The sequence below is a fragment of the Streptomyces sp. NBC_01314 genome (assembly GCF_041435215.1).
Taxonomy (GTDB): domain Bacteria; phylum Actinomycetota; class Actinomycetes; order Streptomycetales; family Streptomycetaceae; genus Streptomyces.
This window is the reverse complement of sequence record NZ_CP108394.1, coordinates 3,514,599-3,527,087: the sequence shown is the minus strand read 5'-3', so window position 1 is coordinate 3,527,087 and position 12,489 is coordinate 3,514,599. Positions and strand designations below refer to the sequence as shown.

The following is a 12,489-nucleotide window of genomic DNA, read 5'->3' as shown; positions in this document are numbered from 1 at the left end:
TGGAGGGCAGTCCAGACTGCCCCCGACTCCGAGGACCGACACCGCCGTGTTCGATACGCTCTCCGATCGCCTCTCAGCGACTTTCAAGAACCTGCGCGGCAAGGGGCGCCTTTCCGAGGCGGACATCGATGCCACGGCACGCGAGATTCGCATCGCGCTCCTCGAAGCGGACGTGGCGCTGCCCGTCGTCCGGACGTTCATCAAGAACGTCAAGGAAAGGGCGCTCGGGAGTGATGTCTCCAAGGCGCTGAACCCTGCCCAGCAGGTCCTCAAGATCGTCAACGAAGAACTGGTCGGCATCCTCGGCGGTGAGACCCGCCGCCTGCGCTACGCCAAGAACCCGCCGACCGTGATCATGCTCGCCGGTCTGCAGGGTGCCGGTAAGACGACCCTCGCGGGCAAGCTGGGCCTCTGGCTGAAAGAGCAGGGCCACTCGCCGCTCCTCGTCGCCTGTGACCTCCAGCGCCCCAACGCCGTCAACCAGCTCAGCGTCGTCGCCCAGCGCGCGGGCGTCGCGGTCTACGCCCCCGAGCCGGGCAACGGCGTGGGCGACCCGGTCAAGGTCGCCAAGGACTCCATCGAGTTCGCCAAGTCGAAGGTCCACGACATCGTGGTCGTCGACACCGCGGGCCGCCTGGGCATCGACCAGGACATGATGCGGCAGGCCGCCGACATCCGGGACGCGGTCTCCCCGGACGAGATTCTCTTCGTCGTCGACGCGATGATCGGTCAGGACGCCGTCAACACGGCCGAGTCCTTCCGGGACGGCGTCGGCTTCGACGGCGTGGTGCTCTCCAAGCTCGACGGCGACGCCCGCGGTGGTGCCGCCCTGTCGATCGCCTCGGTCACCGGCAAGCCGATCATGTTCGCGTCGAACGGCGAGAAGCTCGACGAGTTCGACGCGTTCCACCCTGACCGGATGGCCTCCCGCATCCTCGACATGGGTGACCTGCTCACCCTGATCGAGCAGGCGGAGAAGACGTTCAGCCAGGAAGAGGCCCAGAAGATGGCCTCCAAGCTGGCGTCCAAGAAGGGTCAGGACTTCACGCTCGACGACTTCCTGGCTCAGATGGAGCAGGTCAGGAAGATGGGCAGCATCAGCAAGCTGCTCGGCATGCTGCCCGGCATGGGCCAGATCAAGGACCAGATCAACAACATCGACGAGCGCGACGTCGACCGCACGGCCGCGATCATCAAGTCGATGACCCCCGTCGAGCGCCAGGAGCCGACGATCATCAACGGCTCGCGCCGCGCCCGTATCGCCAAGGGCTCCGGTGTCGAGGTCAGCGCGGTGAAGAACCTCGTCGAGCGGTTCTTCGAGGCACGCAAGATGATGTCCCGCATGGCCCAGGGCGGCGGCATGCCCGGGATGCCGGGTATGCCTGGCATGGGTGGTGGGCCCGGCCGGAGCAAGAAGCAGCCCAGGCAGGCCAAGGGCAAGCAGCGCTCCGGCAACCCGATGAAGCGCAAGCAGCAGGAGCAGGAGGAGGCCGCACGCCGGGCCGCCGGCGCCCAGGGCGGTGCCCTCGGGCTGCCGGACCAGCAGGCCCCTCAGGACTTCGAGCTGCCGGACGAGTTCAAGAAGTTCATGGGCTGACAGGCCCCATGGCGGACGCCGCGTGACCGGCCGGGGGGTGTGGCCGGGCGCGCGGCGCCGGGTGCCGTGTGCGTGGACGGCATGAGTGTGGTGTCGCTCGTGGTGCCTCTGGTGCCAACTCCCGTACGCAGATGTGTTGTTCCCCTGGACGATGCGCAGGCTATGGGTGCCGCGCCGCCCTTGGCCAAGCCAAATGCGCTACCGACCCGCTTTCTTCACACCATTCACACCCGCGCCGGAAGAAGTCTCGAAGACCTTTTCAGGGGTTCCCCGAAACGTTCGGGCTTCCCGAAGCGCTCAGGGACTGCCCCGACGTCGTCGAGACGCGCCCCGAGCCTCAGGGCGTCCGCGCGATCAGGTAGCGGAACACGTTCGGCATCCACACCGTGCCGTCCCGGCGGCGGTGCGGGTGCAGGGCCTCGGTCAGCTCCTTGTCCACCTGGGCCCGGTCGGTGGCCCTGATCGCCGCGTCGAACACCCCGGTCGACAACAGCCCCCGGACCGCGTTGTCCACGTTGGCGTACCCGAAGGGGCAGGCCACGCGTCCGGAGCCGTCCGGCTTCAGGCCGGCCCGCTGGGCGACCTCCTCCAGGTCGTCCCTGAGCGCCGGGCGCCAACTGCCCGCGCCGCGCAGCGGATCGGCGAGCTTCGTGGCCACGCGGAGCACCGCGGACGTGGTGCAGCGTTCCGGTGGGCCCCAGCCGGCGAGGACCACGGGGGTGCCGCGTTCCGCGAACGGGGTCGCCGAGACGAGCAGTTCACCGAGGCCCTCGGAGTCCCCGGCCAGACAGCCGATCGGCTCGAAGGCGGTCACCAGGTTGTACGTCGGCTCACCGGGGGCGCGGACCGTGTCCTCGGGGGCGCCGTCGACGACCCGTGTGCCGGCCCGCGCGCGCGGGCCCCATGCCTGCGGCTGGAGCCGCTCCCGCGCGAGTGCGGTTCTCTCGGGCGAGGCCGGGTCGACGCCGGTGACCGCGGCGCCCCGCGACGCCGCCATCAGCAGCGCGAGCCCCGACCCGCAGCCGAGGCCCAGGAGCCGGGTGCCGGTGCCGACGTCGAGCCGCCTGTGGACGGCCTCGTACAGCGGTACCAGCATCCGTTCCTGGATCTCGGCCCAGTCACGCGCGCGTGCACACCGGTCCACGCGGGGTACGGCCCCCGCGCGAGGCAGTTGCTGCCGCACGAGCGTAGGTGTCATATCGAAAGCGCCCCAATCCGCCGTGAGTTGCCGTTGCCGGATTTCCTGGCCCCCGTGGCAGTGCGCGCTCGCACTCCCCCCGTATGCCAGGAAACTCCGCACTCGGCGAGTCGTCCAGGGGTCTCGGACACCGGCTTGCGGACTGTCCGTGCCTGGGCAAAAGAATTCACATCCCCGCAACGTGGACCCGTACCATCGCGCCATGGCAAAGGCACCCGTACTCACGCCCCGCGCGGACGACTTCCCGCGCTGGTACCAGGATCTGATCACCAAGGCCGAGCTGGCCGACAACGGGCCGGTGCGCGGCACCATGGTGATCCGACCGTACGGGTACGGGCTGTGGGAGCGGATGCAGCAGGAGATGGACTCCAGGATCAAGGAGACGGGCACGCAGAACGCGTACTTCCCGCTTCTGATCCCGCAGTCGTACCTCGCCCGGGAGGCCGAGCACGTCGAGGGCTTCGCGCCCGAGCTGGCCGTGGTGACGCACGGCGGCGGCAAGGAGCTCGAAGAACCCGCCGTGGTCCGCCCCACCTCCGAGATGATCATCAACGAGTACTTCTCGAAGTGGGTGCAGAGCTACCGCGACCTGCCGCTGCTGATCAACCAGTGGGCGAACGTGGTCCGTTGGGAGCTGCGCCCGCGTCTGTTCCTGCGCACCTCCGAGTTCCTCTGGCAGGAGGGCCACACGGCGCACGCGACGTACGAGGAGGCGCGCGACTTCGCCGCGCACATCCACCGGGAGGTCTACGAGGACTTCATGGTGAACGTCCTCGCGATGGACGTCGTCCCCGGCCGCAAGACCGTCAAGGAACGCTTCGCGGGAGCCATCAACACCCTCACCCTCGAAGGCATGATGGGCGACGGCAAGGCCCTCCAGATGGCCACCAGTCACGAACTGGGCCAGAACTTCGCCAAGGCCTTCAACACCCGGTACCTGTCGAAGGAAGGCAAGCAGGAACTCGTCTGGCAGACCTCCTGGGGCTCCACCACCCGCATGATCGGCGCCCTGGTGATGATGCACGGCGACGACAACGGCCTGCGGGTCCCGCCCCGGCTGGCCCAGGTCCAGGCCGTCGTCCTCGCGATCAAGGGTGACGACGCGGTTCTGGCCAAGGTCCGCGAGCTCGGCGCCCAGCTCAAGGCCGCGGGCATCCGCGTCCAGGTGGACGACCGCACGGACATCCCGTTCGGCCGCCGCGCCGTCGACTGGGAGCTCAAGGGCGTCCCCGTACGCATCGAGGTCGGCCCCCGTGACCTGGAGAACGGCACGGCGATGCTCGCCCGCCGCATCCCGGGCGGCAAGGAACCGGTCGCCGTCGACTCACTCGTACGCCTGCTGCCCGCGATCCTCGAGGAGGACCAGGCGCTCCTCCTGAAGCAGTCGCGCGAGCGCCGCGAGTCCCGTACGACCGAGGTGTCCACCATCGACGAGGCGATCGACGCCGCCGCGGCCGGCGGCTGGGCGCGTATCCCCTGGTCGACGCTGGGCGAGGACGGCGAGACCAGGCTGGGGGAGCACGCCGTGACCGTACGGTGTCTGGTCGCCGAGGACGGGTCGGTGCCCGATTCCTACGACGCACCCGGTAACGTCGCCGTCGTGGCGCGCGCTTACTAGATCGCCCCGTTCCGCCGGGAGAGCGACCGAAAGGCCCCTTGCGCATCTGCCGACCACAGGTGCCCCGGCGCGCGGACCTCGTCTACGCGCCGGGGCGTACGTGTTACTACGTACCGCCTTGTGGGGAGCTGCGAGGCTTCTCCGCAGATCAGCGCACCCGCCCTCGTCAGGACGCACTAGTCGCAACTGACGGGTACGTGCAAATTAATTGGGATGGCCCGGAATCGGAACACAGGGGCACTCCGGCTCGTTGTCATTACGTGAGCACGACACAGACACCACCTGTTCTCGCCGCAGAACTGGCACAGGCGTGGGCCGACATTCAAAGGCACCACCCCGAGCTGCCGGATCTTGCCGCTCCCGAGTCCCTGATCGGGGAGTCGTCGTCCGCCTGTGGGCACGCACTCTCCTTCGAGCGACTGCTTCATGAGGCAGTCCATGGCATCGCCGCCGCACGCGGAGTCCGCGACACCTCCCGGGCCGGCCGGTACCACAACCGCAGATTCCTCGCGATCGCCGAGGAGCTCGGCCTCGACCACCCCGAGGAACCGCACCCCAGTAGCGGTTTCTCCCTGGTCACGCTCAACCCCGAGGCCAAGCGTCGCTACCGCCCGACCATCGAGAGACTGCAGCGCGCCCTCAAGGCCCACACCGCGGCGACGTCCGCGGACACGGCCCGCAGCTTCCGGGGCCCGGCCGCACGCCACGGCTCCTCGGGCGGCGGCGTCCGCGTCAAGGCCGTCTGCGACTGCGGCCGCAACGTCCGGGTCGTCCCCTCCGTACTCGCCCAGGCCCCCATCGTCTGCGGCGGCTGCGGCAAGCCCTTCCGGATCCCGGAGGTCATGGGCGCGGCGTGACGGCCGACGAGCTGGGACGACGACTGCTCGTGGCAGCCGTACACAGCTCGTGGGCTCGGATCAGGCCGCACCGCGGGGTGCCGCTGTAGTCATGCGTCGCCGCGTGCCCTCGTGCCGCTGGGGCGGCACGGGCGGGCGACGGGTCCCCCGCTCGAGCACGATCGAGAGTGGGGGAGGCACCCCGCGTGCGCCGGGCGAGCGAGAACGTCCAGGCGCCGGGTGCCGCTTCGGCATGGCTTCCCGTGGACCCGGTAAGAGACGAAGCGCAGCGTGTGGCAGAATGGCCAGCTGTACTCGACAGTCGCATAGGACCCCTCTCTCCTCCGGCTGACGCGTCCATCGGGCACTCGGGTACCGCAACCCCACGCGGCTCTCTCGCCGTGCCCAATCACGTCAAAACCAGGAGAACCCACTCCCGTGGCAGTCAAGATCAAGCTGAAGCGTCTGGGCAAGATCCGTTCGCCTCACTACCGCATCGTCGTCGCCGACTCCCGCACCCGTCGTGACGGTCGTGCGATCGAGGAGATCGGCAAGTACCACCCGACGTACCACCCGTCGGTCATCGAGGTCGACGAGGAGCGCGTCGCGTACTGGCTGGGTGTCGGCGCACAGCCGACCGAGCCCGTGCTCGCCATCCTCAAGAAGACCGGCGACTGGCAGAAGTTCAAGGGCGAGCCCGCTCCGGCGCCGCTCCTCGTGGCTCAGCCGAAGTCCGCGCGCCCGTCGTTCGAGGCCCTGGGCGGCGACGACGCGGGCAAGGGTGAGGCGATCACCCAGAAGAAGAAGGCCGACAAGAAGGACGAGGCTGCCGCCGAGTCCGAGTCGACCGAGGCCTGAGCATGCTCGAGGAGGCTCTCGAGCACCTCGTGAAGGGCATTGTCGACAACCCCGACGACGTGCAGGTCGCTTCCCGTGACCTGCGTCGCGGGCGCGTACTCGAGGTCCGGGTCCACCCCGACGACCTCGGTAAGGTGATCGGCCGCAACGGCCGTACCGCCCGCGCTCTGCGTACCGTCGTGGGCGCCATCGGCGGCCGCGGTGTCCGTGTCGACCTCGTCGACGTGGATCACGTCCGCTGACGAAGATTCGCAGCACCGGCTCGGGCCGGGGAGGGCCACTGGGCCGTCCCCGGCCCGCAGTCGTATGACAGGAGATCAAGCACAGTGCAGCTCGTAGTCGCACGGATCGGCCGCGCCCACGGCATCAAGGGCGAGGTGACCGTCGAGGTCCGCACCGACGAGCCGGAACTCCGGCTCGCCCCCGGCGCCGTCCTGTCCACGGACCCCGCCTCGACGGGCCCGCTCACCATCGAGACCGGCCGGGTCCACAGCGGCCGGCTGCTCCTGCGCTTCGAGGGCGTCCGCGACCGCAACGCCGCCGAGGCCCTTCGCAACACCCTGCTGATCGCGGAGGTGAACCCGGAGGAGCTGCCGGAGGAAGAGGACGAGTACTACGACCACCAGCTGATGGACCTGGACGTGGTCACCAAGGACGGAGCCGAGGTCGGCCGGATCATCGAGATCTCGCACCTGCCGTCCCAGGACCTCTTCATCGTCGAGCGGCCCGACGGCAGCGAGGTGATGATCCCGTTCGTCGAGAAGATCGTCACCGAGATCGACCTGACCGAGCAGCGGGCCGTCATCGACCCGCCGCCCGGCCTGATCGACGACCGGGCGGAGATCGCTTCCGCGCGGGACGCCGCCGAGGAGCCCGACGCGGATTCCGCCGCGGATTCCGCAGGCCCGGCCGGGGACGAGGTCTGATGCGGCTCGACGTCGTCACGATCTTTCCCGAGTACCTCGAACCCCTGAACGTCTCCCTGGTCGGCAAGGCACGCGCGCGGGGACAGCTGCAGGTGCACGTCCACGACCTACGGGAATGGACGTACGACCGGCACAACACGGTCGACGACACCCCCTACGGCGGCGGCCCCGGCATGGTCATGAAGACGGACCCCTGGGGCGCAGCTCTGGACTCCGTCCTCGCCGACGGCTACGAGACAGGGGCCCGCGAGCCCGCGCTCATCGTCCCCACCCCCAGCGGCCGCCCCTTCACCCAGGCCCTCGCCGTCGAACTCTCCGAGCGCCCCTGGCTGGTCTTCACCCCGGCGCGCTACGAGGGCATCGACCGCCGCGTGATCGACGAGTACGCGACCCGGATGCCCGTCCACGAGGTGTCCATCGGCGACTACGTGCTCGCCGGCGGCGAGGCGGCCGTCCTCGTCGTCACCGAGGCCGTGGCACGACTCCTGCCCGGTGTGCTCGGCAACGCCGAGTCCCACCGGGACGACTCCTTCGCGCCCGGCGCCATGACCAACCTCCTGGAGGGGCCGGTCTACACGAAGCCCCCCGAGTGGCGCGGCCGCGACATCCCCGAGGTGCTGCTCAGCGGACACCACGCCAGGATCGCGCGCTGGCGGCGCGACGAGGCCCTGAAGCGTACGGCGGCCAACCGGCCCGACCTCATCGAGCGCTGCGACCCCAAGGCCTTCGGCAAGAAGGACCGCGAGATGCTCTCCATCCTGGGCTGGGCCCCGGATCCGGAGGGTGAGGCGTACGGCCGATTTTGGCGGCGGCCGGAGGGCGTGGAAGAATAGGCCGCTGTTGTGCGTCGTCCGGCGCGCGCCCCTGCCGCAGGGGGACACGACGCCCGCCCCGACACGGACAGCATCCTCTCGAACCACCTAGCTCCCGCCTATGACCTGTGGCATGGGCGAAGAAAGCAGACGAAATGTCCCACCTGCTCGACACCGTCGACTCCGCGTCGCTGCGCAGTGACATCCCGGCCTTCCGCCCGGGTGACACCGTCAACGTCCACGTCCGCGTCATCGAGGGCAACCGCTCCCGTGTGCAGCAGTTCAAGGGCGTGGTGATCCGTCGCCAGGGCGCCGGTGTCCGTGAGACCTTCACGGTCCGCAAGGTCTCGTTCTCCGTCGGCGTCGAGCGCACCTTCCCGGTGCACACCCCGATCGTCGAGAAGATCGAGCTCGTCACCCGCGGTGACGTCCGTCGCGCCAAGCTGTACTACCTGCGCGAGCTGCGCGGCAAGGCGGCGAAGATCAAGGAGAAGCGCGACAACTGATCGCGCGCTCGAGTCACAAAAGGTTGTCACAGCGGGGCCGGATACGATCTGGCCCCGATGGACACCGAAGCACAGCAGCACATGGAGCGCGACCGTTCCCCTCGTCCTTCCGGCGACGAGGTCTCCGAGGAGATCTCTGACACAGGAGGGCCTGAGGAGCGGTCGCGTTTCGCATGGGTGGACCGGACCACCGAGTGGGTACCGGGTGGGAATTACACCCTGACCGTACTGATCTGCCTGCTTTTTCTGGTGCTCTTCAGCAACTTCGTGATGCAGCCCTTCCAAATTCCCAGCAGCTCCATGGCCCTTTCATTGAGGATCGGGGACCGCGTTCTCGTAAATAAGTTGGCGTACCGTTTCGGATCTGATCCGCAGCGTGGTGACGTCGTCGTGTTCGACGGCACCGGCTACTTCGGGAACGCCGACTACATCAAGCGCGTTGTCGGCGTGGGGGGAGACCGGGTGGTCTGCTGCGACCAGAAGGGGAGGCTTGAGGTGAACGGCCGGTGGGTCGACGAGTCGTCGTTTCTGTACCCGGGCGACAGCCCGTCGAACGTACCCTTCGACGTGGTCGTCCCCGAGGGCAGGCTGTTCCTCCTCGGCGACCACCGCAGTGACTCCAGCGATTCCCGCGAGCATCTGGGATCGCCCGGCGGCGGCATGGTCCCCGTCGACTCCGTGATCGGTAGGGCCGAGGGGATCGCCTGGCCGGCCGACCACTGGACGCGTCTGGACCGCCCGGACGCCTACGCGCGTGTGTCCGCCGCAGCCGGCGGTGCGCATGGGTAACCGCGGCAAACCCCGCGGTGCGGCTCCCAGCACCCCGGCCGACAACCTGCTGCCCACCGGCACCCGGCGGTCCGGCGGGGCCGCCCGGCCGAGCCGGGTCGAGCGGCGGAAGCTCGCCCGCAAGATCAAGGCGCGCAGGCGTCGCTCCGCGGTCAAGGAGATCCCGCTCCTGGTCGGTGTCGCCGTCCTCATAGCGCTGGTCCTGAAGACCTTCCTCGTCCAGGCGTTCGTGATCCCTTCGGGCTCCATGGAGCAGACGATCCAGATCGGCGACCGTGTCCTGGTCGACAAGCTCACGCCCTGGTTCGGCTCCAAGCCCACCCGCGGGGACGTCGTCGTCTTCAAGGACCCGGGCGGCTGGCTGGAGGACGAGCAGACGACGGCCGCCACCGAGGACCCGATCGTCATCAAGCAGATAAAGGAAGGCCTGCAGTTCATCGGCCTCCTGCCGTCCGACGACGAGCAGGACCTGATCAAGCGGGTCGTCGCGGTCGGCGGCGACACCGTCAAGTGCTGCGACACCCAGGGCCGCGTCACGGTCAACGGCATGCCGCTGGACGAGACGGCGTACATCCACCCCGGCAACCAGCCCTCGACCCAGCAGTTCCAGGTGACCGTTCCCCAGGGCCGTCTCTGGGTGATGGGCGATCACCGGGAGAACTCCGCCGACTCGCGCGCCCACCAGACCGACGATTCGAAAACGGCGCAGTACGGCGGTACGGTCCCGGAGGACGCCGTCGTCGGCCGGGCCGTGGTCATCGCCTGGCCGGTCGGCCACTGGGGGCAGTTGGAGGAGCCGGACACATTCACGGCCGTGCCGGGCGGGTCGACCGCCGCCCTCGGCGCTTCGCATAGGGTGGCTTCCGCGGATCGAAACGGATTGATCCCCCTCCCGACCCCTGCGGAACTCCCGCTCGTTATGGGAGTGGTGGGCCTGCACCGGCTGTGGCGCGGGCGGCGGTACGGAGTGAGGAGTGGATGTGGGGGATTTGGCGGTCGGCGCACGGTCCGGACACGGTGGTTCCGAAGATCGGCCGGAGCGATCCGACGAGGCGGCTTCCCCGGCCGCGGAGAACGTGGAGGGCGCCGTGAGTTCCGAGGGTTCGGCCGACTCCGGGAGTGACTCCCCGGGCGGAGCGGACGGCGGTGACGGCGCCCGGACCTCGGTCGACGACGGCGACCAGCACGAGAGGCCCAAGAAGAAGCAGCGTTCCTTCTGGAAGGAACTGCCGATCCTGGTCGGTATCGCGCTGGTGCTCGCGCTGCTGATCAAGACCTTCCTGGTGCAGGCGTTCTCCATCCCGTCCGACTCGATGCAGAACACCCTGCAGGAGGGCGACCGGGTCCTGGTCGACAAGCTCACCCCGTGGTTCGGCTCCGAGCCCGAGCGCGGCGAGGTCGTCGTCTTCCACGACCCGGACGGCTGGCTGAACGGCGAACCCACTCTGGAGCCCAACGCCGTACAGCGCGTCCTGGGCTGGATCGGCCTGATGCCGTCCGCCGAGGAGAAGGACCTGATCAAGCGGACCATCGGCGTCGCCGGCGACACCGTGGAGTGCAACGGCACGGGCCCGCTCAAGGTCAACGGCAAGGCACTGAACGAGCCGTACGTGTACCCGGGCAACACCCCCTGCACCGTCGACGACACCGGCGGTCAGTTCAAGGTGAAGGTACCCAAGGGCAAAATCTGGGTCATGGGCGACCATCGGCAGAACTCGCTGGACTCCCGTTACCACCAGAACGACTCGAACGACGGCATGGTCCCCGTGAGCCAGGTCGTGGGCCGCGCCATCGTGGTCGCCTGGCCGCCCACCCGCTGGTCCACGCTGCCGATTCCCGACACGTTCGACCAGAACCTGAGCGCCGCCGCTCCCGGCGCGCTCGGCCTCGCGGGCGCGGTGCCGCTGGTGCTGTGGCGCCGGCGCCGCCTTCTGGCCACCGGAAGCCCGAGGGTTACTGGCACGCGTACCGCCGGGTAGGGTGCCGTCCCAGATCGCCGATCTTCCGCGGCCCGCCAGGGGCACGGACGGTCGATTCTCCGACCCGGGGGAGCACTGGGATGAGCGGGACGACAAGTCGTACGGACGAGGGCCGCGGACGGCTCGGCAGCAAGCTGTCGGGACTGGCCGTGGCCCTCGGCTGTGTGCTCTTCATGGGCGGCTTCGTCTGGGGGGCGATCGCCTATGCGCCCTACACCGTGCCCACCGACTCCATGGCCCCCACCATCACCTCCGGGGACCGCATACTCGCCGAGCGGATCGACGGCGCCGAGATCAGGCGCGGTGACGTCGTGGTCTTCCGGCAGGAGACCTGGGGCAACAGCCCCCTGGTCAAGCGGGTCGTCGCGGTCGGCGGCGACACGGTCGCCTGCTGCACCGGCGGCAAGCTGACCGTCAACGGCAAGAAGATCGACGAGGCCTATCTGCCCGAGGGCCAGGCCGCCGAGCTGACCGGTATCCCCGAGATCACCGTGCCCAAGGGCCGGCTGTTCCTTCTCGGCGACGAGCGCAGCGGCTCCCTGGACTCCACCGCCCACCTCACGGAGGCCGGCAACGGCACGGTGCCGCGCGCCCATGTGGACGCGCGCGTGGACGCCGTCGTCTGGCCCATGGACGGCATGCTGGCCCGCCCCACGGGCTTTGAGAAGCTCGGTGCTCTCTCCTCTCCCGGCCCGCTGCGGCTGATCACCGTCGCGCTGGTCGTGGGCATGGTGCTCGTCCTGGGTGGCGGCGCCTACGGGCCCGTCGCCAAGCGGATCGGCGGACGCGGCCGCAGGACGCAGCCGGAGCCGGCCGTTGTCGGCTGAGGACACGTACGAGGGCGGGCTGCGCAGGGTGGCCCGGGTGATCCTGCTGGATCCCCGGGAGCGCATTCTGCTGCTGCACGGGCATGAGCCGGACGATCCGGCCGACGACTGGTGGTTCACGCCGGGCGGCGGTGTGGAGGGCACGGAGACCCGTGAGGAGGCCGCCCTGCGGGAACTCGCGGAGGAGACGGGGATCACGGACGTGGACCTCGGTCCCGTGCTCTGGCGGCGGATGTGCTCCTTCCCCTTCGCCGGACGCCGCTGGGACCAGGACGAGTGGTACTTCCTCGCCCGGACCACCGATACGCGCCAGGTGGTGCCCGGCGAGGCGGGCCTCACGGAGCTGGAACGACGCAGCGTCGCCGGAGCACGCTGGTGGACGTGCGGGGAACTGGCCCGGGCGCATGAGACGGTGTACCCGACCAGACTCGCCGAACTGCTCCGCACACTGCTCGACGAGGGTCCCCCGGCCAGACCCGTGGTCCTCGACACCGAAATTGTCTAGGGGCTCGCGGGACTGGCGCACAATGGTGGGATCGCACG

Annotated in this window: 14 protein-coding genes; 13 read left to right on the top strand and 1 reads right to left on the bottom strand. The window is 69.4% G+C overall.

Annotated features, from left to right (window positions below; translation table 11 throughout):
- The first annotated feature begins 46 nt into the window (after nucleotides 1–46).
- Nucleotides 47–1,597 carry a signal recognition particle protein gene (gene ffh, locus OG622_RS15385; protein WP_371576664.1) on the top strand — a complete coding sequence of 517 codons (1,551 nt, stop codon included), beginning with the start codon at nucleotides 47–49 and terminating at the stop codon, nucleotides 1,595–1,597.
- Between the two features lie 337 nt (nucleotides 1,598–1,934).
- Here ffh and OG622_RS15380 read toward each other — a convergent pair whose 3' ends face one another.
- A complete protein-coding gene (locus tag OG622_RS15380) occupies nucleotides 1,935–2,795 on the bottom strand; it encodes an SAM-dependent methyltransferase (RefSeq protein ID WP_371576663.1) in 861 nt (286 codons plus the stop codon).
- A 202-nt stretch (nucleotides 2,796–2,997) separates the two neighbouring features.
- On the opposite strand from OG622_RS15380, the gene proS reads away from it, so the two are divergent.
- From proS to OG622_RS15320, 12 genes are all read left to right on the top strand, one after another.
- Complete coding sequence (gene proS, locus OG622_RS15375; RefSeq protein ID WP_371576662.1) at nucleotides 2,998–4,413, top strand: proline--tRNA ligase; 1,416 nt, start codon at nucleotides 2,998–3,000, stop codon at nucleotides 4,411–4,413.
- Between the two features lie 260 nt (nucleotides 4,414–4,673).
- Entirely contained in the window at nucleotides 4,674–5,270 is a 597-nt protein-coding gene (locus tag OG622_RS15370) for a hypothetical protein (protein ID WP_371576661.1), read from the top strand.
- 417 nt (nucleotides 5,271–5,687) lie between these two features.
- Nucleotides 5,688–6,107: a 30S ribosomal protein S16 gene (gene rpsP / locus OG622_RS15365; protein ID WP_371576660.1), complete on the top strand. Its 420-nt coding sequence runs from the start codon at nucleotides 5,688–5,690 to the stop codon at nucleotides 6,105–6,107.
- 2 nt (nucleotides 6,108–6,109) lie between these two features.
- The gene (locus OG622_RS15360; RefSeq protein WP_005479813.1) at nucleotides 6,110–6,349 is read left to right on the top strand and encodes an RNA-binding protein; all 240 of its coding nucleotides are present in this window, start codon (nucleotides 6,110–6,112) and stop codon (nucleotides 6,347–6,349) included.
- A gap of 84 nt (nucleotides 6,350–6,433) precedes the next feature.
- Nucleotides 6,434–7,033 carry a ribosome maturation factor RimM gene (rimM, locus tag OG622_RS15355; RefSeq protein ID WP_371576659.1) on the top strand — a complete coding sequence of 200 codons (600 nt, stop codon included), beginning with the start codon at nucleotides 6,434–6,436 and terminating at the stop codon, nucleotides 7,031–7,033.
- Entirely contained in the window at nucleotides 7,033–7,866 is an 834-nt protein-coding gene (gene trmD / locus OG622_RS15350; protein WP_371576658.1) for a tRNA (guanosine(37)-N1)-methyltransferase TrmD, read from the top strand. The genes rimM and trmD overlap by 1 nt, the downstream gene beginning before the upstream one ends.
- Before the next feature lie 134 nt (nucleotides 7,867–8,000).
- Complete coding sequence (gene rplS / locus OG622_RS15345; RefSeq protein ID WP_030797849.1) at nucleotides 8,001–8,351, top strand: 50S ribosomal protein L19; 351 nt, start codon at nucleotides 8,001–8,003, stop codon at nucleotides 8,349–8,351.
- A gap of 57 nt (nucleotides 8,352–8,408) precedes the next feature.
- Nucleotides 8,409–9,140 carry a signal peptidase I gene (gene lepB, locus OG622_RS15340; RefSeq protein ID WP_371576657.1) on the top strand — a complete coding sequence of 244 codons (732 nt, stop codon included), beginning with the start codon at nucleotides 8,409–8,411 and terminating at the stop codon, nucleotides 9,138–9,140.
- Complete coding sequence (gene lepB, locus OG622_RS15335; RefSeq protein WP_371576656.1) at nucleotides 9,133–10,263, top strand: signal peptidase I; 1,131 nt, start codon at nucleotides 9,133–9,135, stop codon at nucleotides 10,261–10,263. The genes lepB (OG622_RS15340) and lepB (OG622_RS15335) overlap by 8 nt, the downstream gene beginning before the upstream one ends.
- Complete coding sequence (lepB, locus tag OG622_RS15330; protein ID WP_371576655.1) at nucleotides 10,229–11,119, top strand: signal peptidase I; 891 nt, start codon at nucleotides 10,229–10,231, stop codon at nucleotides 11,117–11,119. The genes lepB (OG622_RS15335) and lepB (OG622_RS15330) overlap by 35 nt, the downstream gene beginning before the upstream one ends.
- Before the next feature lie 80 nt (nucleotides 11,120–11,199).
- A complete protein-coding gene (lepB, locus tag OG622_RS15325; RefSeq protein ID WP_371576654.1) occupies nucleotides 11,200–11,946 on the top strand; it encodes a signal peptidase I in 747 nt (248 codons plus the stop codon).
- Entirely contained in the window at nucleotides 11,936–12,451 is a 516-nt protein-coding gene (locus OG622_RS15320) for an NUDIX hydrolase (RefSeq protein ID WP_371576653.1), read from the top strand. The genes lepB (OG622_RS15325) and OG622_RS15320 overlap by 11 nt, the downstream gene beginning before the upstream one ends.
- Nucleotides 12,452–12,489 lie beyond the last annotated feature (38 nt).